The organism is Pseudoalteromonas sp. Angola-4, from assembly GCF_028599265.1.
Lineage (GTDB): Bacteria > Pseudomonadota > Gammaproteobacteria > Enterobacterales > Alteromonadaceae > Pseudoalteromonas > Pseudoalteromonas atlantica.
Window position 1 is genome coordinate 1 of the sequence record NZ_JAQREK010000032.1, and the last position, 26,708, is coordinate 26,708.

Below are 26,708 nucleotides of genomic sequence, written 5' to 3' on the forward strand. Positions count from 1 at the left end.
CCACCTGACCCCATGCCGAACTCAGTAGTGAAACGAAACAGCGCCGATGATAGTGTAGCATTTGCTATGTGAAAGTAGGACATTGCCAGGCTCCAAATACAAGAAAGCCCGACTCGAAAGAGCCGGGCTTTTTTACGTCCGCAGGAAAGTGAAAAAAGCACTCGTAATGAATTCACTTTTAAACCTAAAATGTAGGTCGGGCGAGCGAAGCGACACCCGACGCAATGATAATGTCCCATTTGCTATGTGACTCTCTACCGCTGTGGGCACTACGACATCGCCAGGCTCCAAATACAAGAAAGCCCGACTCGAAAAAGCCGGGCTTTTTTATGTCTTCAGAAAAGTGAAATACCTGCCATTATATAGTTCCGCCACTCCCCCGTAGCGTGGGTTGAGTATCACGAAACCCGCGGATAAGGCTCGCCGCACATCTTTGTATGGTAAATATAGTGTTTTTATATATGCGTACCTTAGTCCGCACGACATTTGACAGCGTAGCACACCTATTCCCAATACCAGAAAACTGCTTGAGAAATGAAGCATTATTTCTACTGCTCTAGAAAAGTGAAATACCTGCCGTTATATAGTTCCGACACTCCTCCGTAGCGTGGATTGAGGCTCACGAAGCCCGCGATTAAAGCACGCAATATAACTTAAAGTAATGAATTAATTTTAAACAGTTCATAGGGCTTAGCTTATTATCAAGCGTAGCACCTTAAGTTTGGTATAAAGCGGTTTGACTATCTATATAGCTTTTGCTTTTATTTACGCTGCGTAAGCAGCTCGTAACTTATGACGTAGCTAGCTATACAAGCAGGTTTAGGTTGTAAAGGGCTCGTTTGATATTTTAAATAAGCTTTGTCATTAGCTTATAGTGTATTTAAATCGTTTCGTTTTAATGAGCCACCTAAAAAGCCCCAGGGCAAATAATAAAGCGGTGGCTACACCTGATAAAACCCATAAAATTCGTAATGGCTGATCGCCAATGCTGCCATTGTGAAGTGGATGCAACCAGTTTTTAAATTTACTGGCAATGCTCATCTTATCTATATTAAAAACACTTATGAGCTCTCCTGTGCTTGCATTTACTTGCACATAACTGTGAGGAAAGCGATAAGAGGGATCGCTTTGGTTTTGAACCTAAACCGATATACCGCATTGTGATTTGACGGGGTTTCTACCCATGCTAGCCGTGTATTTGGCATGGCCTCTTGTGCTGTACTAAGTGCTGCTGATAAGGAAATACTGCGCTGGGGTTTTATTATTGCGCTGTTAGGTTTATCTATATTTCCAAGCAGGGCTGTTATCAAAGGATCGGTTTGCTTGGGTATTGCTAACATTATACCGGTTGCTGTTAATAGGATTAAAGGCAGAGCAAAAATTAAACCAAGCAACTTGTGCCAGTCATATAACAAGCCCAGAAAAGAGCTGCGCGCTTTAAACTTTAATGACTTAGCCCATTGCCCTTTTTTAGGCCACCAAGCGCATAGGCCTGATATGAGGAGTATAAGGCTACCTATTCCTATATAGCCTATAACGATTGTACCAGTGCTACCTGCAAGTAACGAGAAGTGTACGTTATAAATCCAGGTAACAAAGTAGTTACCCCATACATCCTCACGTAATATAAGCCTGCCATCAGGGCTTAGCCAAACCATAAGTGGTGCAAAAGCGTGATCCACTGTTTCGTTTTGGTTGTAATATCTTGCGGGAATATAATGTTTATCTTTGGTGCTTTCTAAACGCCACGAGCCTCGTTTATCTGGGTAGTGAGTTTTTAACGTTTGATATGCGGTATCCCAACTTATAGGCTTCACTGTTTCTGTACTTAAATTACTTATATTTTCATCTAGTTCGGGGTAATAAACGAGTATAGAACCCGTTAGAGCAATGAGTGCGAGTACACCTCCAATAGATAATCCTAGGTATAAATGTACACGTCTTGCTATTTTTCGCCATGAACCATTAAAACGCATAAAAGAGTGACCATTAAAAATATGCAGTAAAGGGAAGGCGCATTGTATCTTTGTTTAATAGAAGAGAGCTGCGACAAAATGTCGCAGCAATAAAATAATTAGCTTAGCAAACAAAAACGCCAGCTTTATAGGCTGGCGTTTAAATCAGGGTTGGTAATTAATTATGCTTTTGGGCCTGCATTTTTAATATCATCTGATACATCGTATTTAGCGAAGTTTTCAGTGAAGTCAGCGGCAAGTTTTGCTGCATATTCATTATATTTTGCTTTATCTTCCCATGTATTAATTGGGTTAAGTAGCTTGCTATCCACACCAGGGACCTCCACTGGTACGTCTAGATTTAATACATCGATATGCTGAGTTTCTACATTGGCTAATTTACCAGATACGATTGCATCTATTACAGCGCGGGTAGTTGGAATATCAAAACGCTCACCGGTACCGTATGGGCCGCCTGTCCACCCTGTATTAACAAGGTAAACCTTTGCCCCAAATTCGCGTACACGCTTCATAAGCAGCTCAGCGTAAACACCTGCAGGGCGAGGGAAGAAAGGGGCGCCAAAACACGTTGAGAACGTAGATTCTATATCGCTAGTTGAGCCAATCTCTGTAGAGCCTACTTTAGCTGTGTAACCACTTAAAAAGTGAAAAGCAGCGGCTTCTTCGCTAAGTACAGAAACCGGCGGTAAAACACCGCTCACATCACAGGTTAAAAATACAACAGCTTTTGGCTCGCCAGCACGGTTTTCAACTTTGCGCTTTTCTACGTGCTCTAGCGGGTAAGCAGCACGGCTATTTTGCGTTAAGCTTGTATCGTTAAAGTCAGGTGTGCGTGTTTCATCAAGTACAACGTTTTCTAAAATTGTACCAAAGCGAATAGCATTCCAAATTACTGGCTCATTTTTTTGTGAGAGGTCGATACATTTTGCGTAACAGCCACCTTCGATATTAAATACGCTTCCTGGTGCCCAACCGTGTTCGTCGTCACCAATTAAAAAGCGTGTTGGGTCGGCCGATAAAGTTGTTTTACCAGTACCCGATAAACCAAAGAATAGTGCTGTATCACCCGCTTCTCCTACATTAGCAGAGCAGTGCATTGGTAATACACCTTTTGCTGGAAGAAGAAAGTTTTGAACGGAGAACATCGATTTTTTCATTTCACCGGCATAACGCATACCAGCAAGTAACACTTTGCGTTGAGCAAAGTTAATAATAACAGTGCCGTCGCTGTTGGTGCCATCACGTTGTGGGTCACAAACAAACGAAGGCACATTCATTACCTGCCATTGGGGTAAATCAGATGCATTATAGTTTTTAGGCTCAATAAACATGTTTTTAGCAAAAATATGGTGCCACGCTGTTTCTGTAGTAACAACTACAGGTAGATAGTGCTCAGGGTCTGCGCCAACTTCTAAGTGAGAGGTGAAGTGGTCATTACTTTGCACATGTGCTTCTACGCGAGCCCATAAAGCGTCAAATTTGTCAGCATCGAATGGGCGGTTTACATTGCCCCATTGGATATCATCTTGCGTTGTTGCTTCTTTTACAATGAAGCGATCTTTAGGAGAGCGACCAGTGCGCTTGCCTGTAATTGCAACAAAGGCTCCATTTGCGGCTAGTGTCCCTTCGCCACGACGAATCGCATGCTCGACAAGTTCAGCTGCGGTTAAATCGACAAAACGTGTTGCGCTTGTAGTCATGTTTATACCTAACTATGTGTGAGAGTTTGAACGGGATAGCTCTGGGTTCTTAGTTCCCTTAAGCTGAAATTATAGTAACAGAAGGATTTGAGATATTCGAGCCTGTAAAGGCCCTAAAAACACATATATTTGCTAAAAAACATGAATAATTTCAATGATACCGGTGTCAGTAAATTAACAAAATTCATGACACCGGTATCATCATTTTATAATATAAAACCGCATATTTTGCGGCTTTATATTTGATTATGAGGTGGGGGCTAATTAAAAATGTTTTTAATATCTTGCTCGTCAAAAACATATTCTTTTAGGCAATAATGGCAGCTAATGTTAACAGCGCCATTTTCAGCAACATCATCAAGTAATGCTTGTTGGCCTACATTAACTAAAGCAGTAATGGTTTTCTCTCTACTACAGCCACATTTAAATGTAATAGCTTGCGGGTCAAATACGCGCGGGTTATCTTCGTGATATAAGCGCGTTAATACGGTACTGGCATCAAGCTCTAATAGCTCTTCGCGTTTAATTGTATCGCTTAAGGCTTCTAAGTGAGTAAAGTCATTAATTGATTTTTGCTTATCAACAGGCAGTACTTGTAAAAACAACCCACAGGCTTTGGCTTTCCCTTCTGTTGTGTCGGTTGCAAACCAAAGGCGTGTTTTTAGCTGTTCTGATTGCTCAAAGTAGCTTTCAATACATTTACTTAATGTATCGTGCTCAAGAGGCACTATGCCTTGATAACGTTCGCCTTTGGTTGGAGTAATGGTAATAACCATATAACCTTTACCTACAAGCTCTTTTACCGTTGTGCCGCTAACCTCGCTTTGCATGCGCGCAATACCACGCATATTTTGTTTATCGTCGCCGTTAATAACAGCGTATTTAACAGGGCCATCGCCTTGTAGCTGAACGGCTATTTCACCCTCAAACTTTAAAGTGGCAGTTAATAAACACGTTGCAACGAGTAATTCACCTAATAATGCTTTAACTGGCTCAGGGTAATTGTGATTAGCTATCATCTCGTTGTAGGCGTGCTCAATTTGAACGAGTTCGCCACGAACATCGAGTTTGTCGAATAAATAACGGTGAAGTAAATCTTGTTGCATGAGCGGCTATACCTAACTTGATTTCATTTTTAAAAGTTCGCGTCGTTGCTTTTTATCGGGCTTTTTATCCGGATGTGGAGCAAAGAAGCTGTTATTTTTGCGTGCGATGGCGTTTTCTTCGCGTTTTGCAATACTTGCATCAGTTTCTTGATACAAGGTCTGTGCAATGGGGGCGCTTTGGCGTTTTTCAAGCACTTTAAGTACCTTGATAAGCTTTTCATCAACGCCTTGGGCAAGTTTTATGGTTGCGCCAACCTCCACAATTTTACTCGCTTTAGTACGTTGCCCATTATAATGTACTTTGCCGCCTTGCACCATTTCGCGTGCAAGCGCACGGGTTTTATAAAAGCGCGCAGCCCATAACCATTTATCTAATCGAACTTTTGGCTCACTGTTGTGGTCTGAGTCGGCATTAGTATTATTTTTTTTACTCATTAGGCTTCTTCAATCGACTATTTATATATCGTAAAATTTATCATGAAATCATCGTAGGATGAAGGTATTACGGCGCGTGCTGGTTTTTTAGTCAACATTACATTGTTATATTAATCTGTTTACAAAGTTTAATATTAGTGTGCTTGTTGAATGAAAAATGAAAGGGTACTATGGGTACGCGCTTATGCAGTAAATTAAAATAAGAACATTATTATGGAACAGCAAATTCAACAGCTTAAACAATTTTTAACACGGCTACCCCATGCTAAATTAAGCGCAGTAGTTACGCTGTTAGTCGTTGTTTATCTTGCTTATTTACTCTCAAAATTAGTATGGCTGGTATGGCCACAACCGGTCTCTACACCGCTTACTCCATCTCACTATTCAGCCGGATCGAAGGCTTCTAGTACTACCTCAGTACAAAATATTATAGAGCAATTTTTATTTGGTAAAAAAACTGTAACAAATAAAACTAATACTGCGCAGCAAAACGAAGTAATTAATAATGCGCCAGAAACACGCTTAAGTATTAATCTAACCGGTATTGTTGCTGTAAGTAACGACGATAAGGCAGGTATTGCTATTATTGAGTCACAGGGGCGACAAGTTAGTTACTTAGTTGAAGAGGTTGTACAAGGCACCCGTGCAGAGGTTGCGCAAATACTTCCCGATCGCGTTATTTTAAGTGTAAACGGCCGATTTGAAACGCTAATGCTAGATGGTCTCGACTTTAGTAAAAAAGTGTCTATGCCTGTGCTTGCCGCTCGCGAAGCACAAGACATGGGGCCGCAAAAAATAGAACAAAGCGAGTTGCAAATTAACGCAACCGCTGACCCAGATGTAAAAGAAGCAATAATAGAAACACGAGAAGAGCTACTAAGTGAGCCTGGTAAGTTATTTGATTATATTCGTGTTTCACAAGCAATGAGCGATGGCGAGTTAATCGGCTATCGTTTAAGCCCAGGTAAAGAGCCTGCTCTGTTTAAACAAATGGGCCTACAAAATAATGATTTAGCCGTGGCTATTAACGGTTACCAATTAACAGATTTACAACAGGCAATGGCAGCTATTAATGAGCTGCGTAATACCAGCGATGCCACAATTACGATAGAACGTGACGGTGAGCAAATCGATGTGCAATTTAGCCTGCAATAACTTAGCTTTGGAGTTTTAACATAATGGTTCAGGTGCTACACCTCAAAAAAATTAAAAAAGGGTTAGCTAAGTACGCAGCGCTTTTTTTAGCAGCCAGTATTTCGTTGTCGGTTTCAGCTGTTGAATATGCTGCAAACTTTAAAGGCACAGATATCAACGAGTTTATAAATATTGTTGGTAAAAACCTTAATAAAACAGTGATCATTGACCCAAATGTGCGCGGTAAAGTAAACGTACGCAGTTATGAGTTAATGGATGAAGCGCTGTACTACCAATTTTTCTTAAATGTACTCGAAGTGTATGGCTACTCAGCAGTAGAAATGGACAACGGTATTATCAAGATTGAAAAAAGCTCTGACGCTAAAAAATCAAATGTGCCGCTAATTACAGAAAACAGCGCTGCATCGGGCGATATGATGATCACCCGTGTGGTACGCGTTAAAAATGTAAGTGTTCAAGAGCTTGGCCCATTAGTACGTCAATTTAGCGACCAAAAAGACGGTGGCCATGTAGCAAACTTTAATGCTGCCAATGTCATGATGCTTACTGGTCATGCAGCGTCGGTTAATCGCTTAGTAGAAATTATTCGCTCGGTGGATCAAGCCGGTGATAAGCGTGTAGATATTGTTAAGCTTAAATATGCAACGGCAGACGATGTAGTATCGGTTGTTGAAAATATTTACAAAGACAGCGGTAAAGGCAGCGTTCCTGAATTTTTGATCCCTAAGGTGGTTGCCGATGGCCGTACTAATAGCGTAATAGTAAGCGGTGAAGGGCAAGCCCGTACCCGTGCTATAGAACTAATTAAGCGCCTAGATGGCGAACTTGAAAGCCAAGGTAATACCAAAGTATTTTACTTAAACTACGCCAAAGCAGAGGATTTAGTAAAAGTACTGCAAGGCGTAAGTAAAACGCTTGCAGAAGATGGCCAAGGCACAAGTAAAACTCGTACAAACAATAAAAACGATGCCAGTATTGAAGCACACCCTGACTCAAACTCATTAGTTATTACGGCACAGCCCGATACCATGCGCTCATTAGAGACCGTGATTGATAGGCTCGATATTCGCCGTGCGCAAGTACTTGTAGAAGCGATTATTGTTGAAGTAATGGAATCGGATGGCGTTAACTTAGGTACGCAATGGATTTCGGAAGATGGCGGTATGTTGCAGTTTAATAATGGCTCAACTGTGCCTGTAGGCTCATTAGCGGTTGCAGGTATTCAAGCGCAAGACACCACAACCACACAAACAATAATAGGCACAGAATCAGGTAACGTAACCAGCTACGATGAAACAACTGAGGGTGATTATTCGGCACTTGCCTCGCTACTAAGTGGTGTTAATGGCTTAGCGTTTGGTTTAGTTAAAAACGACTGGGGTGCAATTATTCAGGCCGTTTCAACTGACACTAACTCAAACATACTGGCTACACCTTCCATTACCACCATGGATAACGAAGAAGCGTCGATGATAGTGGGTCAAGAAGTGCCCATTATTACTGGTTCGCAAACAGGCAGTAATAACGATAATCCATTTCAAACCATTGAACGCCAAGAAGTGGGTGTAAAACTAAAAGTAACCCCACAAATTAACGATGGCTCAGCAGTACAATTATTAATTGAACAAGAAGTATCGAGTGTAAGTGGTGCAACCGCTGTTGATATTTCTGTTAATAAGCGCGCCATTACCACAACCGTTATGGCTGATGATGGCGGTATGGTTGTGTTAGGCGGCCTAATTGATGAAGACGTGCAAGAAAGTGTATCTAAGGTACCAATTTTAGGTGATATTCCAATTTTAGGTCACTTATTCAAGTCAACAAATACGACCAAACGTAAGCGTAATCTTATTGTATTTATTCGCCCAACTATTATTCGCGATGGCGTTAATATGAATAAGTTAAGCTTTAATAAGTATAACTTTATTCGTGGCGAGCAAATGAAAGAGAAAGAAGATGGTATAGAGCTTATGCCAAATTCAGATGTTCCTTTACTTCCATCTTGGGATGATGAGCTTATTCTGCCACCAACTTATGAAGAGCACTTAAAAGCATTGAGCTCTAAAGAACGTGCAGAGCGTGAAGATGACTAGCGCAATAGAACAAATAAACGAAGACGTGGTTCATCGTAGTGATGAAACACGCTCTGAGGAGTTACTTACAAGTAACGATTTAGTTGAGTTGCCTCCAAAGCGTTTACCTTTTTCGTATGCGCGCAGAGCGGGTGTACTGCTTAGTAAAAATAATGAACAGCAAATTGTGTATTACCGCGGCGAGCTAGATGTTGAAGTATTGCTAGAAGTGCGTCGCATTGCAGGTAAAGGCTTTACCCTAGAGCAGTTAGCTGACGATAAATTTGAGTTACTATTAGAGGCTGCGTATCAGCGCGACAGCTCTGAAACACAACAAATGATGGAAGATATTGGTAATGAGGTCGATTTATTCTCCCTTGCCGATGAGCTCCCACAAACCGAAGATTTATTAGCCGGCGATGATGATGCGCCTATCATCAAACTAATCAACGCCATGTTAAGCGAAGCAATTAAGGAAGGTGCATCCGATATACATATCGAAACCTTTGAGCAAGAGCTTGTGATTCGCTTTAGGGTTGATGGCGTATTAAAAGAAGTGCTTAAACCTAATCGTAAGCTTGCCTCGTTATTAGTATCGCGTATTAAGGTAATGGCGAAACTAGATATAGCAGAAAAACGTATTCCGCAAGATGGTCGTATTAGCCTGCGTATTGCAGGGCGTGCAGTAGATGTACGTGTATCTACCATGCCATCTAGCTTTGGTGAGCGTGTAGTACTGCGTTTACTTGATAAAAACAATGCCCGCTTAAATCTTGAAGATTTAGGTATGACGCCGCAAAACCGAGAGTTGTTTGCTGATTTAATTAGTAAACCACACGGTATTATTTTGGTTACTGGCCCAACGGGTTCTGGTAAAAGTACCACCTTGTACGCCGGTATGAGCCAAATAAATTCTCGCGATCGTAATATTTTAACGGTAGAAGACCCAATAGAGTACGAAATTCCGGGGATTGGCCAAACACAAGTAAACACCAAAGTAGATATGACCTTTGCCCGCGGGCTTCGTGCAATATTACGTCAAGATCCCGATGTAGTAATGGTCGGTGAAATACGTGACCTTGAAACCGCGCAAATTGGCGTGCAAGCATCGCTTACAGGTCACTTAGTTATGTCTACGCTACACACCAATACCGCCTCGGGCGCAATTACCCGTATGGAAGACATGGGTGTAGAACCATTCTTGCTGTCATCGTCATTGTTAGGCGTGCTGTCGCAGCGCTTAGTACGTACTTTATGTAATAGCTGTAAAGAAGGTCACACTGCTGATGAACGTGAGTGTGAGCTGCTAGGTGTACCGTTTGATAGCGCACCTACAATTTACCGCGCAGTAGGCTGTGAAGAGTGTAACTTTAATGGTTACCGCGGCCGTACTGGTATTCATGAATTACTCGTGGTTGATGAAGAAATACGCGAAATGATCCACAGCGGTAAAGGCGAGCAAAGTGTTGAAAAATACATTCGCCAAAAAAGCCCAAGCATACGCCAAGATGGCTGTAGCCGCGTACTGGCAGGCAAAACAACCCTTGAAGAAATTCTACGCGTTACCCGTGAGGAAGCCTAACCATGGCGGCGTTTGAATACCGTGCCCTTGATGGCCGAGGGAAAGAACAAAAAGGCATTTTAGAAGCCGATACAGCTAAACAAATTCGCCAAGCGCTGCGCGAAAAAAAACTTACGCCGCTTGAAGTTGTCCCTGCAGCTGAAGGGGAAAAACAAGTTAGTGGCGCAAAAACGCCGTTATTAAGTCGTTTTTTTAAACCCAGCGTATCTACCTCCGATTTAGCCCTTATTACGCGCCAGCTTGCTACGCTCATTCAATCGGCATTGCCAGTTGAAGGGGCTGTCATGGCGGTGGCAGAGCAATGTGAAAAGCCTCGCTTAAAACGTATGCTTATGTCGGTACGTTCAAAGGTAGTAGAGGGTTACACACTGGCCGATGGCATGAGTGAATTTCCACATGTATTTGACGATTTATACCGAGCAATGGTAGCCGCAGGTGAAAAATCAGGGCACCTTGACCAAGTATTAAATCGCCTTGCCGATTACACCGAACAGCGCCAACACATGCGCAGCCAAATTACTCAAGCCATGGTTTACCCAACCATTTTGGTTATTTTTGCTATTGGTATTGTTTCGGTTTTACTCGGTACCGTTGTGCCTAAAATTTTAAAAACCTTCGAAAAAACTAAGCAAGTACTGCCTTGGACGACCGAATGGGTTATGGCAGGCAGCCACTTTGTACAAAATTATTGGTTTATAAGTTTGTTAGTCATTACTGCGCTGGCAGTAGGCATTAAACATGCACTTAAACAACCTAAAATTCGCTTTTGGTGGGACGACCGCGTACTGCACATGCCTGGTTTTGGTAAAGTAGCGCGGGGTATTAATACCGCGCGTTTTGCACGTACGCTCAGTATTTTATCGTCAAGCTCAGTGCCACTACTTGAAGGCATGCGCATATCGGGTGGCGTATTAGCGAATAAAAAAATGAAAAAATCGGTGGCAGATGCTGCCGATAGAGTCAGTGAAGGTGCAAGCCTAAGAGCGGCTTTACAGCAAACCAAATTGTTTCCACCGATGATGCTGCACATGATTGCCAGCGGTGAAAAATCAGGTGAGCTAGAACAAATGTTAGAGCGCGCGGCTAATAACCAAGACCGTGAGTTTGAAAGCATGGTAAACGTATCATTAAAATTATTAGAGCCAGCAATGATTGCCTCAATGGCGGTGATTGTTTTGTTTATAGTAATGGCTATTTTACAGCCAATAATGGCAATGAATAAAGCGGTAGGACTTTAAGCTTTAAGGGGTTAGCTAAGTTAGTATTTACTTAGATGACGCCAAATTAAATTATGTTTTTGGAAAATGAGGTATTTACGTGAATAAACAATCAGGTTTTTCTTTACTCGAAGTAATGGTGGTATTGGTTATTATTGGGATGATTATGTCAATTGTGGCGCCTAATATTATGGGCCAACAAGAAGAAGCTGCTATCGATAAAGCACATCTAGATATTCAACAGCTTGAAGATGCAATGAGCTTATACAAGCTTAAAAATAAAAGCTACCCAAGCACAGAGCAAGGCCTAGAAGCATTGGTTAATAAAACCAGCATTGAGCCAATTCCTAAGCGTTTCCCTGATGGTGGTTTTGTAAATGAATTACCAGAAGATCCATGGGGTAACCCGTACCAGCTAATTAGCCCAGGTGAAATTGGCAAGTTTGATATTTTTTCAATGGGACCTGATGGCGAAGCCGGTACCGATGATGATATTGGCAACTGGAACGAAGACGAGCAATAAATGCGACTTAACCCAGCAGTATGGTTAAATACGATTGCACGAGGCTTACTATGCAAGTAAGCCTTAATCGTATGCGCGCCCACCATCGTGGGTTTAGCTTAATAGAAATTTTAGTGGTACTTACTATTATCGCATTTGCGACCAAAATGGTGGTATACAGCTTAGAAGGCGGTGCCGAAGATGAGCTTGATACACAAGCGCTTAGGCTGCATACCACCATTAACATGGCCTCTGAATTTGCTATTTTAAATCAAATAGAACTTGGCTTAATGGTTGAGGAAAACACCCTTGAGTTTTTAGTATTTGATGGCGAAAAATGGATTACCTTTGACCGCGAAGACCTTTACAAGCCCATTGAGCTGGATGAACGGTTAAAACTCACGCTCAATTTAGAAGATTTAGCCTGGTCACAAGAGAACTTACTTGAGCAAGCAAATTGGCGTGAGCTAATGAGCGGCGGCGATGACGATAGCTTATTAGAGCTTGAAAAACTAAAAATACCGCAAGTCCTTATTTTATCATCTGGCGAGGTCAGCGCCTTTCAGCTTATTGTTGAATTAAAAGAGCAAAGCGAGCCTGTGTATTACATTGAAGGGGAATTTACAGCCCCTGTTAATTTGCGAAAAGAGCCATAATAATGAGGCTAAATAAAGGCTTTACCTTACTCGAAGTGCTTGTAGCGTTAAGTATTTGTGCTATGGCTGGGATTGCAGCTATGCAAGCAACCGGCGAGCATATAAATCATTTAACAACACTTGAAGAGCAAACGTATGCATCGTGGGTGGCAGAAAATGTGTTGGTGGTGCAGCGTAGTAAAGGTAAAGACTGGCAGGCTAAAAATGGCGCGCGCGGCAGCGAAGTAATGGCGGGCGTTGAGTGGTTTTGGAAGCAAGAAATAGCAAAAACTGCAGACAAAAGCTTTGTAAAAGTGACCATAAATGTTTTTAGCGACGAAAAATACGAGCAATCGGTGTACGAGCTTTCAACTTATTTAAATAAAGGTAGCTAATAAGTGAAGCAGCGCGGATTTACATTAATCGAAGTATTAGTTGCTATGGCTATTTTAGCGGTGGTGATTATGGCTACTCACCAAATTTTAGACTCAACCACCAAAGCAAAAGAAGCGTCTGATGAAAAAATAGCGGAGCTTAACGGCCTACAAACCGCATTTAGGTTAATGGATCAAGACTTTAGCCAAATGACTCAGCGCACTGTACGTAACGAAGCCGGTGATGCGCAAGAGCAATACTTACTAGCAGGGCGTTATATATTAGAAAGCCAATACGATGGTATTGCATTTGTACGCGATGGCTGGGTTAACCCAATCAACTTGCTGCCTCGTTCTGAGTTACAAGCCGTAGGGTATAGAGTGCTTGATGACAATTTAGAGCGTGTATACAGAGTGTATGTAGATCAGCTTGATAATATGGAGCCGCGGGTACAAGTTGTTTTAAAAGGTATTGAAGAGCTTAAATTTGAATTTTTAGATGCCAACAACGAATGGCAAGAGCAATGGCAAATAAAAGCCTTACCTAAAGCGGTTGCGGTTACTTTACAACAAATTGAGGCAGAGCCTATTCGTCGTGTTTTTTTAGTACCCGGGCAGGGCAAAAACAGCGGGGAGAGTAATTAATGAATAAGCGCGAATCACGCGGTGCCGCATTAGTTATTGTGCTGTTTATTGTTGCACTGGCCGCTATATTAGCCGTAGAAATGAGTGCTAATTTAATGGTGCAGGTTCAAAAAAGCACTAACCTGCAAGGTCACCAGCAAGCAAAGTGGTATGCCTACGGCGGTGAAGAGCTGGCAATAAAGGCACTAAAGTTAAGTAAAGACGATGATCCTGACAAAACCTCGTTAGATCAGGTTTGGGCCACACTAGGCGACACCCAATACCCTGTAGATAATGGTACTCTAAGCGGTAAAATTACTGACTTACAGGCGTGTTTAAATTTAAATGCATTAGGGGAAGCACCAGACCCAAACTCTACCAGCAAAACCAACCCTGCTCATAAAGCACTCTTTGCATTATTAGAAAACATTGAAGATTTACCTGCCGAGGAAAGCGAAGAAGCAATGGCAGACAGTGTATTTGACTGGCTTGATGAAAACAGCATTACCTATCGTTCAGGCGCTGAAGAAGACGAGTATTTATCGCGTGATTACCCTTATATGAGCGCAAATAGTTTATTTGCATCACCTTCTGAGCTGCGTTTGGTAAAAGGTTTTAATCCGCTAGTAATGGAAAAGGTATTACCTTTTGTATGTGTTATTCCGGGGTCTCCCTTATTATCGATTAACGTCAATACGTTACTTCCCGAACAAGCACTTATTTTAAGTGCCATGATTGACGAATTATCGTTATCGGGCGCAGAGGCTGTTATAGCAGCTCGCCCTGAAACCGGATTTGATAGCGTGGATGAATTTTTTTCCGAGGTACAGCAGCAAGGCGGTACAAATTTAGATTCGGTTAAAGAACTATTTAGTATTAACAGCGAATATTTTAAATTACAAACGCAGGCGACATTTGTCGATTTGCGTTTTTCGATGACCACATTACTTCATGCCAAAAATGGCGAAGTAACGATACTGGCGCGAAAATTTGGAGGCGTACAGTGACAGAAATACTGCTGATCCGCACGGGTCAAACAGAGCAAGATAAATTAAATTGGTTAATTTATTCACCACAAGAACAAGAAATAATTGCCAGTGGGGAATTAACCGATGCAAGCCGTTTAAGTGAGCTAAGTGAAAAAGCGCAAACCCGCGAGGTAGTGGTATTACTGCCTAGCGATCAGGTGCAGCTTAAAACAGTGGCGTTGCCGGCTAAGTGGAATCGCAAGTTAGAGCAAGCGTTGCCGTACATGCTTGAAGAAGATATTGCGTGCGATATAGACGAGCTATTTGTCGCAATTGGCGAGCCCACTATGATTAATGAGCAGCATGCAATTAAAGTTGCCTTAACTGACCGCGAGTGGTTTGAGGCTTGGCTTGCTTTATTTTCAGAGCATAGCTTGGCGGTATACACCATTTTACCTGATGCCCTGCTACTGCCTACAGCCGACGATGATACATTAACCGCCATAGAGCTTAATAATCAGTGGTTATTTAAAAGAGGCGATTGGCATATTAGTGCCGTTGAGAATAGCTGGCTAAGGGATTACTTAAGTGCACTTGGCGAGCCGAGCGTAAAGCACTATAGCCCGGCTAATCAGTTTCCTGAATGTATTAACCTAATTTCGCAAGCAAGCGACTACGATTTACCATTGGCCTTATTTGCTAAACAACTTCCCAGCGTTAAATTTAATTTACGCCAAGGTATGTACCAGCTTAAAAAGAAAAGTGCACTGTGGTGGGGTTATTGGAAGGGCGCAGCCATTATTACCGGTGTTGCTTTATTTGCTACCATTGCCATAAAGCTGGTTGAACTAAATCAACTAAACTCGCGTGTTGAGCTTGCTAAAGCCCAGGTAGTGGATAGATACCAAAAAGCATTCCCAGGAACTAAAGTACGTCCTAACTTAATTAAAAGCCAAATCAGGGGCGCGCTTAAAACCATTAATGGCGAAAGTGAAGCTGGGTTTTTAGATTTGACCAGCCAATTGGTTGGCGTTTTTTCGCAAGTAAGCGAATTTACGCCAGAAACCCTACGTTACGATAAACGCCGTAATGAGCTGCGAATACGCGCACGCGCAAAAGACTTTCAAACGTTTGGTAAAGTAAAAAGTATACTTGAGCAACAAGGGTTAACGGTTGAACAAGGGTCGTTAAATAACGATGGCGATTTTGTCGTAGGCGAAATTAAACTGCGAGGTGCAGTATGAAAAAGCAAATAATGCAATACTGGCGCTCTTTAAAAGAGCAAGAGCAGCAATTGATTATGGTTGCTGGTGGTATATTTGTTGTTTTTGTTTTAGTAATGGGAATTTTTAGACCTTTAAATAACGCCATAGATAAAGCTAAAAAGTCGTACGTCACTCAGCAAGAGCTGCTCGTATGGGTTGATGAAAGCATAGTAAAGTTAAAAGCGGCGGGTAACACGCAGGCAATTAGCAATCAAAATATTAGCCAAGTGGTTAATTCAACGCGTAGTCGTTACCGTATTACTATTAGTAAAATGCAGCCTAACGATAACTCGTTACGTTTAACGCTTGATTCGGTAGAGTTTAATCAATTAATAGAATGGTTAGACGAACTGGTTAATCAGCATGGCTTAAGAGTAGAGAACCTTGATTTAAGCAAAGATGATAAATCAGGGTTTGTACGTGTAAGCCGCTTAGTACTAGAGAAGTAATTAATGAAAAAAATAATAATATTATCAGTGGTATTTTTTATTAGTTTTATTGTGTTTTGCATAATGAAATTACCAGCGGCCATTGCGTTAGACCTAGCTAAGCCGTACTTACCAAAACAGCTTGAAATAGGGCAAACCGTAGGGAGTGTATGGCAAGGTCAGATGATGCAAGTGCGCTATCAAGACGAGCAGCTAAATAATGTACGCTGGGATATTGCTGGCTGGCAGTTATTTACGGGTAATTTAAATGCTAACTTAAAATTTGGTAATCCGCGTGAGCGTAGCGATATTTCGGGCTATGCTGATGTGAATTACGGATTATTTAACAATGTGGTTAAAGTTACCGATGGTATAATTCGCTCGACCGTAGAGCGTGCCATGCAACGTATTGCACTACCTATACCAGCTACGGCTAAAGGTCGAGTCATTTTAGAGCTTAACGAGTACACCTCAGGTGTGCCTTATTGTGAGTCATTAAAAGGCGAGATTGCCAGCCCAAATATAGATGTTAAAGGCTTTAATGGCTGGTTTAATATAGGCCCACTGAGTGGCATGTTAAGCTGTAAGTCGGGCGATATAGCTATTTTGGTCGACCCAGATAACACGTTAGGCCTTGAAGCCGACGCAACACTTAAAGCTAACTTTGACTTTAAAGTAGCAGGCTATGTTAAACCTGATGCTAGCTTACCAAAAGATGTACACGACGCGGTTAAGTTTTTAGGCCGCCCCGATGCACAGGGCCGCTACCCACTAAATTTTTAATGTAATAAAAGAGATTTAATGCAATTACCACAGTTTAACGAACAACACGCACAGCAATTAAGTGCATTTTTAAGTACTCAACCTCAGGCTATGTCCTTAACACAAAGCCAAGGCTATCTATTTGGGGTTATTTGTTCGCCAAGCCCATTAGAAGTTCACCAGTGGTTAGCGCATATTGTGCCTAATACGGCTAACGATTTAGACGAAGAAATACTGTTTTTATTTATGGCGTTATACCATCAAATTAGTGAGCAAGTATTTGAAACCGGTTACAAGTTACCCGCCAATTTTGACCTAGACTATACCCAAGCGTGGAGTGAAGGTTTTTTACGTGCTACTCAAGAATACGCACAACCTCTATTAACAGCTCCCGCTTTAGAGCCTCAGTACAAAGAAGCACTAGAGAGTGCGCTAAGTACGCTTAGCTTTTTTGCTGTTGATGAGCAAACAAGAGTGCAAATTGCGCAGCAAAATAGTATGACACTCGAAGCTTTATATCAGTATCAGTACGAATCAATGGGCGACTTTGCATTAGGCTTTGCCGAGCTTATTGAGGTGGTAGCCATAAACAGTGGGCTGATTACAGATGAAGGGTGGGAAGAGTAGCCTTTAGGTGTATTAAACGGCGCTTAGGGTAATTAAGCGCCAAGTTCTAAAATAATATCAGTGCAGCCTTTTTTACACTTAACAACGCCTTTACCCGGCTCGCTGGTGGCTAAATCGAGTGTTAACACCTCGCCGCACTGCTCACAATGCAAGGTTTTTCCTTGCGATAGCTTTTTAAGTATTGTGCGCTGTTTGTGAAAAGAGTCACTCGCTTTTTTGTTTAACTGCGAAAAATCCACTACTTAGCTCTCTTTTGTTCTAATGCATCCGATACAATTTTACACACTGTATTTAAACGCTCTTCGTAAAAATATAAATTTAGGTCGCGCTCGCGGCAATAACGTAAATGAAATAACTGCACTGAATCATCAGTGGTAAAGGTTTTTTCAATATATTCGTGTTCAGACTCAGAGAGCTTTAACGCACTGCTAATACGGTTTTTAGCCATATTGGCTGCTGGGCTACGGTTTATTTTGCTCGCATCACTTAAAAAACCCACACCTTCACCTAATAGCTTTTCGCGGGGCTCTTTAACTAATGGGTGATCAATAGTAAAAAACGCAAGGATCAGAATGACCAATATAATAAACTTTTTCATGAATGCGTAAACCTTGATCTTAATGGGGTAAATTTAGCAAGCAGTGTAATAAACTGCATTTTAAAAGCAAGTAACTGAGATGAATAAATTATTAGCAATCTATACCTGTAATTTTAGCCAGTATTGTTATAATAGCCAACAGCAGTTAGATATTTCTGAAATATCTGAAAGTATTCAAACAGCTGATTATTTAAACTAATCACACTTACCATTAACGAACTACAGTTACAGTATAGAATACGCACATATTGCTACGTTTTTATTTCCAAGCGGCGTTGAGGAACTTCGATGGACAAGCAAATTAAAGTAAAGAATATACCTGCAGAGGTTAAAATCCAACAACCGGATTTAAGCCGTCAAGACGACAGGTTTAACCCACGTAACCGAATTTATGTTCGCGCAGTAAAAGGGCTTCATCAGTTACTTAGACAGCGTATAGGCTTTTTAGGCATGCTTGCCTTTATGCTCTTGCCTTGGATAAATTTTAATGGCCAGCAAGCTGTGTTATTTGATTTAGTTGGCCAAAAGTACAATATTTTTGGGCTAACGCTGTGGCCGCAAGATTTCACTATATTAGCCTTTATATTTATGTTGGCCGCGTTTGCACTCTTTTTGGTCACTACCTTTTATGGCCGAGTATGGTGTGGCTATACCTGCCCGCAAACTGTATGGACCTTTATATTTATTTGGTTTGAAGAAAAGTTTGAAGGCACAGCGAATCAGCGTAAAAAGCTAGATCAACGCCCGATGGATTTTGATAAGTTTTGGCGAAAAACAGCAAAGCACACCAGTTGGGTTTTATTTGCCTTATATACGGCGATTTCGTTTGTCGGATACTTTACGCCTATCCGTGAATTACTCCCTGACTTTGTTACCTTTAATGTAGGTGGTTACGCGCTGGTAAGTATTATTTTCTTTGCAGCGTGTACTTATGCTAACGCAGGGTGGATGCGTGAAATTATGTGTTTACACATTTGCCCCTATTCACGTTTTCAATCAGCTATGTTTGATAAAGACACTTACACCGTAACGTACGATGAAAAACGCGGCGAAAGCCGAGGCCCACGTTCGCGTAAAATTGCCCACGAAGATTTAGAAATGGGCGATTGTATAGACTGTAACTTGTGTGTACAGGTGTGTCCTACAGGGATAGATATTCGTAATGGTTTGCAAGCCGAGTGTATAAACTGTGGTGCATGTATTGATGCCTGCGATGGTGTAATGGATAAAATGGATTATCCGCGGGGTCTTATTTCTTATACTACTGAGCGTAATCTCGAAACACCTGAAAATAAAACCAACCCACTGCGAGCTAAAATCATAGGTTACACGGTCATACTGGTGGTGCTTACCAGTGCGCTGGTGGCTAACATTGCATTTAGAAAGCCTATGGACTTTGACATAATACGAGACCGTAACCAACTGTATCGAGTTGACTTTAATGGCTTGGTAGAAAACACCTATACATTAAAAGTAATCAACAAGGCGCAGTACGAGCAAACCTTTAATATTAATGTTCAAGGCCTTGAAAACTTTAAGTACATTGGCAAGCAAACATTTACAGTGCAAGCAGGGCAATCGCATAATGTGCCACTGTCACTTGTGATGGACCCGTATGATTTAAAAGCGCCAATGACGGAGTTTAACTTTGTACTTTCACCGGTTAATGACCCCGATGAAAGCATATCGCAACCGAGTAACTTTTTTAAAGCGCGATAAACACACTAACAAAAGCGGGGTAACCCGCTTTTTACATTAAGAAGCCCATGAGTAAATTTAGTTTTGAAGATTTAACACCCGACTTAATTCTCGATGCGATAGAAAGCGTTGGTATATATGCAGAGTCAGGTTTATTAGCACTTAATAGCTACGAAAACAGAGTCTACCAATTTAAGGCGGAAGATGGCCTGCGCTACGTTGTTAAGTTTTACCGACCAGAGCGCTGGAGCAAAGCGCAAATACAAGAAGAGCACGACTTTGCATTTGAATTAGCTGAGGCCGAAGTACCCGTTGTTGCACCCATTAAACACAACGGAGAAAGCTTATTTGAGCACCAAGGTTATGTATTTGTGTTATTTCCAAGTGTAGGCGGGCGACAGTTTGAAGTTGATAACCTGGATCAGCTTGATGTAATGGGTCGTTTAATTGGCCGTATGCATCAGGTGGCTAAAAGCAAACCATTTGAGCACAGACCTACCTTTAGTTGCGAAGAATATTTGCATACAGCTAAAGTTCATCTGCAAAAAAGTAATTTGGTACCTATGGGGATCAGCACGGCTTTTTACACCATATTGGACTTGGTTATTGAACAAGCGCAAGCACAGTATAAAAATGTGCAAGAGATCCGCTTACATGGTGATTGCCACGCAGGTAACATTTTGTGGGCAGGCGAAGCACTTATGTTTGTTGATTTAGATGACGCTCGTCAGGGGCCGGCCATTCAAGATTTATGGATGATGCTCAGTGGCGATCGTCAAACACAGCTGTTACAGTTAGACACCCTTGTAAATGCGTATGAAGAGTTTTGTGATTTTGACCACACTCAACTCAAATTAATTGAACCGCTTCGTGCAATGCGTATTATTCACTATATGGGTTGGGTAGCAAAACGATGGAGTGATCCTGCGTTCGTACGGAACTTTTCATGGTTTGCTGAAGACAAATACTGGGAGCAACAAATTTTAGCGCTTAAAGAGCAGTTTGCAGCACTGCAAGAAGCTCCGCTGAAGTTATTGCCATAAAATTTTATTTAAAAAGTACACGAGATACCAATGCTTAAAAAATTGAAACTGAGCCTACTACTTTTATGTTTACCATTTGCAGCCCTTGCTGCACAGTTTGAAGCCGATAACCAGTATACTGTTATTGATGTAGAAAAAAGCGCAGAGCCGCAAGTAACCGAATTTTTCTCGTTTTACTGTCCGCATTGTTTTAAATTTGAGCCTGTTGCAAAGGCAATTGAAAAAAGCCTACCTGAGGGCACTGAATTTATAAAAAATCACGTTAACTTTTTAGGTGGTGTATCTCCACAGGCGCAAAGCAACTTAAGCTACGCCTACTTAATCGGTAAAAAGCACGGTCAAGCACAAAGTATCAGCGACCAAATTTTTAAAAGTATTCATGTACAGCGCGCACCTTTAACGCAAATGAAAGACGTTAAAAAGTTGCTTGAAGTTAATGGTATCGATAGTGCAACGTTTGATCAAGACATTGCCAGCATGCCAATTATTTCAGCTGAGCGTGCAATGCAAGATAAACAAAACAAATATTCAAAACTAGGTGCGCTAACTGGTGTGCCTACCTTTATTGTAAACGATAAATATAAAATAAACATTAACACCATTAATAACCAGCAAGAACTGAATGAGTTAGTTGCTTTTTTACTAACACTTTAATCTCGGAGAACAATAACAATGATCAAATTAGTTAAAGCAGGTTTACTTGCATTACTACTGCCTATGGCTGCGAGCAGTGTAGCCGCCACTTATGAAGAAGGCGTACATTACGATGTAGTTGCTGAGCGCGCGACTAAAAAGCCAGAAGTAAAAGAGTTTTTCTCATTTTATTGCCCTGCTTGTAATAACATGGAAGCGTTAATTGGTGAGTTTAAGCCAAAGCTAGACAAAGACGTTAAATTTAAAAAGAGCCATGTTGATTTTGTCGGTGTTCGCGATCCAGAAAACCAACAAATGATGAGCCAAGCGCTGGCCACTGCGGAAGTACTTCCACAAAAAGATAAAATTGTTGCGGCTATTTTTAATCACATTCACACTAAGCGCGCTAAATTTAACGAGCTTGCAGATGTAAAAGATGTATTTGTAGCGCAGGGTGTTGATGGCGATAAGTTTGATAAACTATACAAAAGTTTCTCGGTACGTACATTAAGCTCTAAAATGAAGCGTGACCAAAATTACTTTAAAGAAAAAGGCGCGCTACGTGGCGTACCAACCTTTATTGTAAATGGTAAATACAAATTAAACCTAGGCCGTGAGTCCGGTATTACCGCGCCAGAAGATATTAGTAAATTAATTAACTATTTAGCGAACAAGTAAGATTTGCTAAAACAAAAAAGCTCCGTAAGGAGCTTTTTTTGTTTATAGGGATATAGCAATGGAAAAAGTATTAATATCGAGTTGTTTATTTGGCTTACCTGTTCGATACGATGGTAAAAGCCAAGCATTATCGCACCCGCAAATTAATGTATGGCGTAAAGAAAATAGGTTAGTTATGTTTTGTCCTGAGGTGGCTGGTGGATTGCCAACACCTAGAGCATCAGCAGAGATAAAACAAGGGAGAGTCGTAACGAGCACTTATGAGGATGTAACTAAAGAATTTAAATCAGGTGCAGCTAAAGCCCTAGACTTATGTAATGAGCATGCAATTCGTTTTGCTTTACTTAAAGAGTCGAGCCCTTCGTGTGGTAGAAATACAATTTACGATGGTAGCCATAGTGGGGTAAAAGTACAGGGCATGGGTATGACTGCTAAGTTGCTGATGGAGCATCAAATTGAAGTGTTTAGTGAAAATCAAATACCAGCACTTATAAAGGTGCTGGCATTATAATATTAACTCACTATTTTCTTTGTAAGAAAACACCCGATTCTATGTGGTGCGTATAAGGGAACTGATCAAATATCGCAAAGCGCTTAACATTATGAGTACGGGTTAAATGATCTAAATCGCGCTCAAGCGTTTCTGGGTTGCACGATATATAAATAATGTTCTCGTAGTTGGCTACTAAGTCACAGGTAAGGGTATCCATACCTGCGCGTGGAGGGTCGACTAAAATAGTTTGGCAATCGTAACTTTTTAAATCTATCCCCTCTAAACGCGAAAAGGTACGTTCACCATTCATTGCCTGGGTAAACTCTTCACTCGACATACGAATTATATCTAAGTTATCTACCTTATTTTTAGCAATGTTGTATTGCGCTGAATGCACAGAAGACTTAGATATTTCAGTAGCCAATACGCGATTAAACGAATCCGCCAATGCAATAGAGAAATTACCATTACCACAGTAAAGTTCCAGCAGGTCATTACTCAGTGGTTTACATAAGTCTTGTGCCCACTCCAGCATTTTTATATTCACTTTAGCATTAGGTTGCGTAAAGCTATTTTCTACTTGTTGATAAATAAGCTCCTGGCCGTTTACGGTTAAACGCTCAGTAACAAAATCATTGCCTAGTACTTCTTTTTGTTTGCGAGCACGACCGATAAAGTCAATGTTGTATTTGCTGCTCAGTTTTTCTTTCAGGGCTTTTATTTCAGTTAGCCACTGATCATCGAGTGGTTTGTGATAAAGCAAGCTTACTAAAATCTCGCCACTTAATGACGATAAATAATCGATTTGAAACAGCTTACGGCGTAATACTTCACACGACTTTAAATTATCAATCATCACCTGCATAACTTCACCAACTAATGGCGCGGCAGGGTCAAAGGTGTCGACGCGAATTTTTTCTTTCGTGGCCTGATCAAACATAATATGAAATAGATCATCCCCATCGTGCCATACTCTAAATTCAGCACGTTGGCGGTAGTTAATTGGCTCTGAGCTAAACACCTCTAACGCTTGCACACCAAATCGCTTAAATTGCGACGTAATACGCTGCTCTTTTTCATTTAGCTGCGTATCGTACTGTGTGGTATCTATTTTAATCACTGCCATTAATGCTACTACCTTATCTATGAGATCTATTTATCGGCGCTATTGTAGGGAGCGAGCAGTATTTGTCTAGTTTTGCTGATAATAAAGTTGCTGTTTTTTTAAACATGCACTTTAGTTTTGTCACTATTAGCCGATAATAAGCTAAGTACGTAACGGAGGTGGATCATGAAAATCGGTAATTATGGCTATACGCCAAACAACAACGTAAACAAATTCAATAATAAAGAGGCGCTACAGCAGCCAACAATCCAATCTCCGCAAGAAAGTTCATTACAGCGAGGCAGAGAACTTGCTGCAAAAGTGCTTGGCGACAAAATGGCAGAGCAACTAGGTTTACCTGTTGAGCAAAAACAAGCCGATAAACCTTTATTCGATTTTGATGAAATAGTAAAAAATGTACTCGACTTTGTATCTGGTGCAGTTAATAAAGCCAAAGCCAATGGTGCCGATGACGATAAATTAAAAAATATGTTAGATGATGCGCGCACAGGTGTTCAAACCGGTATAGACGAAGCGGTTGATGAGCTAAAAGGCACCGGTGTATTTAACGAAGAAATGCAAGAGGGCATCGACAAGTCAAAAGAAGGCATTTTTGAGGGGCTTGATGAGTTTGAGCAAACCCTATTTAACCCACAAGCGGCCAGTGTTAGCGTAAGCCAAGCACAATATGTAAGTATGAGCAGCAATGCCGAGTATAAGTTTACAACGGCCGAAGGTGATGAAGTCAGTATTAGCTTTGCTGATGCATATGAGTCTCAAACAGCGAGCGGGTATCAACAAAGCAATAACAGCGAATCGTTTGCCAGCTCATCGTCGCAATCTCGAGAGCTGTCATTTTCAATGTCAGTTAATGGTGATTTAAACGAACAAGAGCAAGATGCTATTAATGCCATGATGGAAGAGCTACAAGGTGTAAGTAAAACATTCTTTAGTGGTGATTTGGATGAAGCATTTGAGAAAGCACAAGAGCTGAGCTTAGGCAGTGAGCAACTCGTTGCATTTTCAATGGATCTTCGCCAAACAAAAACAGTCGCTACCGTTAAAAGTTATGAGCAATATCAGCCAAACCCAACAAAAGAGGTAGCCGATGCGATCGCACCTTTTAATGACGATCTAAAAAATGCATTTGATAAAGCATCGCAACTAGGCCTACAAGATCAGCTTGCCGGTATTATAGAGTGGCTAAACCAAGATCAAGCAGCGGTCGATCAGCTAGTTGATTACACACAGGCAATGTTTGAAAACCTAAACCAATTAAATTCAGCGGGCGATGCACTCGACGCGCTAAAGTCTGAGCAAAGCTAAACTACTTTCTTTTATAAATACCTCATGGCAAACTGCCGTTCTTAATAAACAGTAGGAACCAAAGTTTGTCAGCCCACATAATGGTATTTGATTCAGGTATAGGTGGCACCACCGTGCTTGAGCATATTCAAAAGCGTATTCCAGATGCACAGTACAGCTACTTTATGGATAATGCGTTACTCCCTTATGGCGCGCAAACCCAGCAAACTATTATAGGGCGTTTATGCTCACTCATTTATTTTATTGAGCAAAACGCGCTTAATGTCGACCTTATTGTTATAGCCTGCAATACAGCCTCTACATCAGCCTTGAGTGAAGTACGCAAAATTACATCAATACCTATTGTAGGCGTAGTGCCCGCAATAAAGCCTGCTGCTGAAGTAACTCGCACAAAGCACATCGGCTTATTGGCAACCCCCGCCACAGTTGCAAGCCCCTATACTCATACATTAATAAAAGAGCATGCCAGCAACGTAACAGTGAGTTTATATAGCAGTGTTGAGCTGGTGGCATTGGCAGAGCAGTTATTTTTCACTCAGCAGCTAGATACACTCAAACTGCATAAAGAGCTTACGCGTTTGCGCATTAACTCAGATATAGATGTACTTGTACTAGGTTGCACACATTTCCCAATTCTTAGCGATGCTATACAAGCGTACTTTAATAACGCAGTGCAATTACTCGATTCAGGCGCGGCCATTGCTAGCAGGGTAAACTACCTACTAGAGCAGCATAACTTTGGAAATAAATTTACAGACAAAAAAAAGCCGCTGCAATATTATGCAACGGCTGATGTTTTGAGTAATAAGCTAGCTATAAAGCACGTTACACTGATTGATCCGTCTCAGTGCGTAAAGAGCTAGAATCATCTTCTTGTTTTTGTTTTGCCTCACGTACTTTTAAAGTACGCTGTTGAAACTCACTATCGTTTAACTTAGCAATTGCATTGTCTGCATCTGCCTGTGCCATTTCAACAAAACCAAAGCCACGACGTTTGCCAGTATTTTTATCCTTTAATAGGCGCACGTTGAAAACTTTACCTTGTTCTTCAAACAAAGCGCGAACAACACCTTCATTTGCACGATAAGGAAGATTACCAACATAAAGTGTTTTTGTTTTAACTTCAGCTTCTTCACCACCTTCCGATGATATTGCAGCAATAGCAATCCCACCAATTAATAAACCAGCACCAAATAGCAATGCTGGGCTTAAAGCTAAGCTGCCTAAAGCAAACTCAACAATAACAAAACCAACTACAGCAAGAATAACAGAGAAGATAAAAGATTTTTGATCGGGTAATTTCATTTTAGATCTACCAATAAACAGGAAATAAACATTAATTTAACATTGTGAACTTGCTATCTTAACGTCTTAAACGAACATAGCAATGAAATTTATATTAAATAATAAAAATCAGTATAAAAAAGCATCATCTTAGCCAGTGATTTAGCTAGTTTTATGCTGTTTTGCTCTATTTTTGTTCGAACAGTAAAAAGATCTAAAAAAAGGGTTGATCTGTTTTCGGATCTCCCTATAATGCGACCCCACTGAGACGGGGAACGCCAACGCATAGCGAGGCAGAGCTGCTCACAGAGTTAAGTAAAACTTTGGTTTTAAATCTTCTAAAAAGAAAGTTTAAAATTAAGTGTTGACTCGAAAAATAAAGGATGTATTATACGCATCCCTAGCGACAACGTCGCAACGTT

Annotated in this window: 29 protein-coding genes and 1 rRNA gene; 21 read left to right on the plus strand and 9 right to left on the minus strand. The window is 41.1% G+C overall.

Features of this window, described 5'->3' with window-relative positions:
- A 5S ribosomal RNA gene (gene rrf, locus PSH48_RS21260) occupies positions 1–91 on the plus strand; the annotation flags it as partial.
- 773 nt (positions 92–864) lie between these two features.
- Here the strand turns inward: rrf and PSH48_RS20200 are convergent.
- The 5 genes from PSH48_RS20200 to hslR all read right to left on the minus strand — a co-directional run bounded on the left by PSH48_RS20200 (position 865) and on the right by hslR (position 5,217).
- A complete protein-coding gene (locus tag PSH48_RS20200; protein WP_273612257.1) occupies positions 865–1,041 on the minus strand; it encodes a PepSY domain-containing protein in 177 nt (58 codons plus the stop codon).
- Positions 1,042–1,085: 44 nt separating this feature from the next.
- Entirely contained in the window at positions 1,086–1,976 is an 891-nt protein-coding gene (locus PSH48_RS20205) for a PepSY-associated TM helix domain-containing protein (protein ID WP_273612258.1), read from the minus strand.
- A gap of 161 nt (positions 1,977–2,137) precedes the next feature.
- The gene (locus tag PSH48_RS20210) at positions 2,138–3,676 is read right to left on the minus strand and encodes a phosphoenolpyruvate carboxykinase (protein WP_004588454.1); all 1,539 of its coding nucleotides are present in this window, start codon (positions 3,674–3,676) and stop codon (positions 2,138–2,140) included.
- Between the two features lie 260 nt (positions 3,677–3,936).
- A complete protein-coding gene (gene hslO / locus PSH48_RS20215) occupies positions 3,937–4,782 on the minus strand; it encodes an Hsp33 family molecular chaperone HslO (protein ID WP_054983941.1) in 846 nt (281 codons plus the stop codon).
- Positions 4,783–4,794: 12 nt separating this feature from the next.
- Positions 4,795–5,217 carry a ribosome-associated heat shock protein Hsp15 gene (gene hslR / locus PSH48_RS20220; protein WP_024032559.1) on the minus strand — a complete coding sequence of 141 codons (423 nt, stop codon included), beginning with the start codon at positions 5,215–5,217 and terminating at the stop codon, positions 4,795–4,797.
- 213 nt (positions 5,218–5,430) lie between these two features.
- Here hslR and gspC point away from each other — a divergent pair, with 213 nt between their 5' ends.
- The 13 genes from gspC to PSH48_RS20285 all read left to right on the plus strand — a co-directional run bounded on the left by gspC (position 5,431) and on the right by PSH48_RS20285 (position 17,428).
- Entirely contained in the window at positions 5,431–6,372 is a 942-nt protein-coding gene (gspC, locus tag PSH48_RS20225; RefSeq protein WP_096042414.1) for a type II secretion system protein GspC, read from the plus strand.
- A 23-nt stretch (positions 6,373–6,395) separates the two neighbouring features.
- On the plus strand, positions 6,396–8,465 hold the full coding sequence (gene gspD, locus PSH48_RS20230) for a type II secretion system secretin GspD (RefSeq protein ID WP_024032557.1): 2,070 nt from the start codon (positions 6,396–6,398) through the stop codon (positions 8,463–8,465).
- Positions 8,458–10,026, plus strand: a complete 1,569-nt coding sequence (gene gspE, locus PSH48_RS20235; RefSeq protein ID WP_064387296.1) for a type II secretion system ATPase GspE — start codon at positions 8,458–8,460, stop codon at positions 10,024–10,026. Before gspD ends, gspE begins: the two co-directional genes overlap by 8 nt.
- A 2-nt stretch (positions 10,027–10,028) precedes the next feature.
- Positions 10,029–11,264, plus strand: a complete 1,236-nt coding sequence (gene gspF, locus PSH48_RS20240; protein WP_004588448.1) for a type II secretion system inner membrane protein GspF — start codon at positions 10,029–10,031, stop codon at positions 11,262–11,264.
- Between the two features lie 79 nt (positions 11,265–11,343).
- Positions 11,344–11,766: a type II secretion system major pseudopilin GspG gene (gene gspG, locus PSH48_RS20245; RefSeq protein WP_004588447.1), complete on the plus strand. Its 423-nt coding sequence runs from the start codon at positions 11,344–11,346 to the stop codon at positions 11,764–11,766.
- 50 nt (positions 11,767–11,816) lie between these two features.
- Positions 11,817–12,401, plus strand: coding sequence for a type II secretion system minor pseudopilin GspH (gspH, locus tag PSH48_RS20250; RefSeq protein WP_004588446.1), 585 nt, complete (start codon positions 11,817–11,819; stop codon positions 12,399–12,401).
- A 2-nt stretch (positions 12,402–12,403) separates the two neighbouring features.
- The gene (gene gspI, locus PSH48_RS20255) at positions 12,404–12,775 is read left to right on the plus strand and encodes a type II secretion system minor pseudopilin GspI (RefSeq protein ID WP_024032554.1); all 372 of its coding nucleotides are present in this window, start codon (positions 12,404–12,406) and stop codon (positions 12,773–12,775) included.
- A gap of 3 nt (positions 12,776–12,778) precedes the next feature.
- On the plus strand, positions 12,779–13,399 hold the full coding sequence (gene gspJ / locus PSH48_RS20260) for a type II secretion system minor pseudopilin GspJ (protein WP_004588444.1): 621 nt from the start codon (positions 12,779–12,781) through the stop codon (positions 13,397–13,399).
- Positions 13,399–14,385, plus strand: coding sequence for a type II secretion system minor pseudopilin GspK (gspK, locus tag PSH48_RS20265; protein ID WP_273612259.1), 987 nt, complete (start codon positions 13,399–13,401; stop codon positions 14,383–14,385). The genes gspJ and gspK overlap by 1 nt, the downstream gene beginning before the upstream one ends.
- Positions 14,382–15,590, plus strand: a complete 1,209-nt coding sequence (gene gspL / locus PSH48_RS20270; RefSeq protein WP_273612260.1) for a type II secretion system protein GspL — start codon at positions 14,382–14,384, stop codon at positions 15,588–15,590. Before gspK ends, gspL begins: the two co-directional genes overlap by 4 nt.
- Positions 15,587–16,060 (plus strand): type II secretion system protein GspM, encoded by a 474-nt coding sequence (gene gspM / locus PSH48_RS20275; protein WP_024032550.1) that lies wholly within the window; start codon positions 15,587–15,589, stop codon positions 16,058–16,060. Before gspL ends, gspM begins: the two co-directional genes overlap by 4 nt.
- A 3-nt stretch (positions 16,061–16,063) precedes the next feature.
- Positions 16,064–16,822, plus strand: a complete 759-nt coding sequence (locus PSH48_RS20280) for a type II secretion system protein N (protein ID WP_064387295.1) — start codon at positions 16,064–16,066, stop codon at positions 16,820–16,822.
- Positions 16,823–16,840: 18 nt separating this feature from the next.
- Complete coding sequence (locus PSH48_RS20285; protein WP_054983933.1) at positions 16,841–17,428, plus strand: UPF0149 family protein; 588 nt, start codon at positions 16,841–16,843, stop codon at positions 17,426–17,428.
- Positions 17,429–17,460: 32 nt separating this feature from the next.
- On the opposite strand, the gene PSH48_RS20290 is transcribed toward PSH48_RS20285, so the two are convergent.
- Together PSH48_RS20290 and PSH48_RS20295 are read right to left on the minus strand one after the other, a co-directional pair.
- Positions 17,461–17,667 (minus strand): hypothetical protein, encoded by a 207-nt coding sequence (locus tag PSH48_RS20290; protein WP_004588438.1) that lies wholly within the window; start codon positions 17,665–17,667, stop codon positions 17,461–17,463.
- On the minus strand, positions 17,667–18,026 hold the full coding sequence (locus PSH48_RS20295; protein WP_004588437.1) for a hypothetical protein: 360 nt from the start codon (positions 18,024–18,026) through the stop codon (positions 17,667–17,669). The genes PSH48_RS20290 and PSH48_RS20295 overlap by 1 nt, the downstream gene beginning before the upstream one ends.
- 288 nt (positions 18,027–18,314) lie before the next feature.
- Between PSH48_RS20295 and ccoG the strand changes: the two genes are divergently transcribed.
- From ccoG to PSH48_RS20320, 5 genes are read left to right on the plus strand one after another with little or no spacing between them, the layout of a single operon-like run.
- Positions 18,315–19,745 carry a cytochrome c oxidase accessory protein CcoG gene (ccoG, locus tag PSH48_RS20300; RefSeq protein WP_273612261.1) on the plus strand — a complete coding sequence of 477 codons (1,431 nt, stop codon included), beginning with the start codon at positions 18,315–18,317 and terminating at the stop codon, positions 19,743–19,745.
- A gap of 47 nt (positions 19,746–19,792) precedes the next feature.
- Complete coding sequence (locus PSH48_RS20305; protein WP_248534622.1) at positions 19,793–20,767, plus strand: serine/threonine protein kinase; 975 nt, start codon at positions 19,793–19,795, stop codon at positions 20,765–20,767.
- Between the two features lie 30 nt (positions 20,768–20,797).
- Positions 20,798–21,421 (plus strand): thiol:disulfide interchange protein DsbA/DsbL, encoded by a 624-nt coding sequence (locus PSH48_RS20310; RefSeq protein ID WP_024032543.1) that lies wholly within the window; start codon positions 20,798–20,800, stop codon positions 21,419–21,421.
- Between the two features lie 18 nt (positions 21,422–21,439).
- Entirely contained in the window at positions 21,440–22,078 is a 639-nt protein-coding gene (locus PSH48_RS20315; protein ID WP_004588433.1) for a thiol:disulfide interchange protein DsbA/DsbL, read from the plus strand.
- Between the two features lie 58 nt (positions 22,079–22,136).
- Positions 22,137–22,589 (plus strand): DUF523 domain-containing protein, encoded by a 453-nt coding sequence (locus tag PSH48_RS20320; protein WP_256851909.1) that lies wholly within the window; start codon positions 22,137–22,139, stop codon positions 22,587–22,589.
- 10 nt (positions 22,590–22,599) lie between these two features.
- Here PSH48_RS20320 and trmA read toward each other — a convergent pair whose 3' ends face one another.
- Complete coding sequence (gene trmA / locus PSH48_RS20325; RefSeq protein WP_273612262.1) at positions 22,600–23,697, minus strand: tRNA (uridine(54)-C5)-methyltransferase TrmA; 1,098 nt, start codon at positions 23,695–23,697, stop codon at positions 22,600–22,602.
- A gap of 165 nt (positions 23,698–23,862) precedes the next feature.
- On the opposite strand from trmA, the gene PSH48_RS20330 reads away from it, so the two are divergent.
- Positions 23,863–25,002 carry a DUF5610 domain-containing protein gene (locus PSH48_RS20330; protein ID WP_029773305.1) on the plus strand — a complete coding sequence of 380 codons (1,140 nt, stop codon included), beginning with the start codon at positions 23,863–23,865 and terminating at the stop codon, positions 25,000–25,002.
- Between the two features lie 65 nt (positions 25,003–25,067).
- Positions 25,068–25,865, plus strand: a complete 798-nt coding sequence (gene murI / locus PSH48_RS20335) for a glutamate racemase (RefSeq protein ID WP_121638082.1) — start codon at positions 25,068–25,070, stop codon at positions 25,863–25,865.
- Here murI and PSH48_RS20340 read toward each other — a convergent pair.
- Positions 25,828–26,307, minus strand: coding sequence for an RNA recognition motif domain-containing protein (locus tag PSH48_RS20340; protein ID WP_004588429.1), 480 nt, complete (start codon positions 26,305–26,307; stop codon positions 25,828–25,830). The genes murI and PSH48_RS20340 overlap by 38 nt on opposite strands.
- Between the last annotated feature and the right edge of the window lie 401 nt (positions 26,308–26,708).

What these genes read in the sequence shown, in the direction of transcription:
- PSH48_RS20310 (WP_024032543.1), top strand. Translation starts at nt 20,798, where the DNA reads ATGCTTAAAAAATTGAAACTGAGCCTACTACTTTTATGTTTACCATTT.
- gspM (WP_024032550.1), top strand. Translation starts at nt 15,587, where the DNA reads ATGAAAAAGCAAATAATGCAATACTGGCGCTCTTTAAAAGAGCAAGAG.
- hslO (WP_054983941.1), bottom strand. Translation starts at nt 4,782, where the DNA reads ATGCAACAAGATTTACTTCACCGTTATTTATTCGACAAACTCGATGTT.
- PSH48_RS20285 (WP_054983933.1), top strand. Translation starts at nt 16,841, where the DNA reads ATGCAATTACCACAGTTTAACGAACAACACGCACAGCAATTAAGTGCA.
- PSH48_RS20330 (WP_029773305.1), top strand. Translation starts at nt 23,863, where the DNA reads ATGAAAATCGGTAATTATGGCTATACGCCAAACAACAACGTAAACAAA.
- gspI (WP_024032554.1), top strand. Translation starts at nt 12,404, where the DNA reads ATGAGGCTAAATAAAGGCTTTACCTTACTCGAAGTGCTTGTAGCGTTA.
- PSH48_RS20320 (WP_256851909.1), top strand. Translation starts at nt 22,137, where the DNA reads ATGGAAAAAGTATTAATATCGAGTTGTTTATTTGGCTTACCTGTTCGA.
- gspF (WP_004588448.1), top strand. Translation starts at nt 10,029, where the DNA reads ATGGCGGCGTTTGAATACCGTGCCCTTGATGGCCGAGGGAAAGAACAA.
- PSH48_RS20205 (WP_273612258.1), bottom strand. Translation starts at nt 1,976, where the DNA reads ATGCGTTTTAATGGTTCATGGCGAAAAATAGCAAGACGTGTACATTTA.
- gspC (WP_096042414.1), top strand. Translation starts at nt 5,431, where the DNA reads ATGGAACAGCAAATTCAACAGCTTAAACAATTTTTAACACGGCTACCC.
- gspE (WP_064387296.1), top strand. Translation starts at nt 8,458, where the DNA reads ATGACTAGCGCAATAGAACAAATAAACGAAGACGTGGTTCATCGTAGT.
- PSH48_RS20305 (WP_248534622.1), top strand. Translation starts at nt 19,793, where the DNA reads ATGAGTAAATTTAGTTTTGAAGATTTAACACCCGACTTAATTCTCGAT.
- trmA (WP_273612262.1), bottom strand. Translation starts at nt 23,697, where the DNA reads ATGGCAGTGATTAAAATAGATACCACACAGTACGATACGCAGCTAAAT.
- PSH48_RS20340 (WP_004588429.1), bottom strand. Translation starts at nt 26,307, where the DNA reads ATGAAATTACCCGATCAAAAATCTTTTATCTTCTCTGTTATTCTTGCT.
- PSH48_RS20280 (WP_064387295.1), top strand. Translation starts at nt 16,064, where the DNA reads ATGAAAAAAATAATAATATTATCAGTGGTATTTTTTATTAGTTTTATT.
- ccoG (WP_273612261.1), top strand. Translation starts at nt 18,315, where the DNA reads ATGGACAAGCAAATTAAAGTAAAGAATATACCTGCAGAGGTTAAAATC.
- PSH48_RS20210 (WP_004588454.1), bottom strand. Translation starts at nt 3,676, where the DNA reads ATGACTACAAGCGCAACACGTTTTGTCGATTTAACCGCAGCTGAACTT.
- hslR (WP_024032559.1), bottom strand. Translation starts at nt 5,217, where the DNA reads ATGAGTAAAAAAAATAATACTAATGCCGACTCAGACCACAACAGTGAG.
- PSH48_RS20315 (WP_004588433.1), top strand. Translation starts at nt 21,440, where the DNA reads ATGATCAAATTAGTTAAAGCAGGTTTACTTGCATTACTACTGCCTATG.
- gspH (WP_004588446.1), top strand. Translation starts at nt 11,817, where the DNA reads ATGCAAGTAAGCCTTAATCGTATGCGCGCCCACCATCGTGGGTTTAGC.
- gspD (WP_024032557.1), top strand. Translation starts at nt 6,396, where the DNA reads ATGGTTCAGGTGCTACACCTCAAAAAAATTAAAAAAGGGTTAGCTAAG.
- PSH48_RS20200 (WP_273612257.1), bottom strand. Translation starts at nt 1,041, where the DNA reads ATGAGCATTGCCAGTAAATTTAAAAACTGGTTGCATCCACTTCACAAT.
- gspK (WP_273612259.1), top strand. Translation starts at nt 13,399, where the DNA reads ATGAATAAGCGCGAATCACGCGGTGCCGCATTAGTTATTGTGCTGTTT.
- PSH48_RS20295 (WP_004588437.1), bottom strand. Translation starts at nt 18,026, where the DNA reads ATGAAAAAGTTTATTATATTGGTCATTCTGATCCTTGCGTTTTTTACT.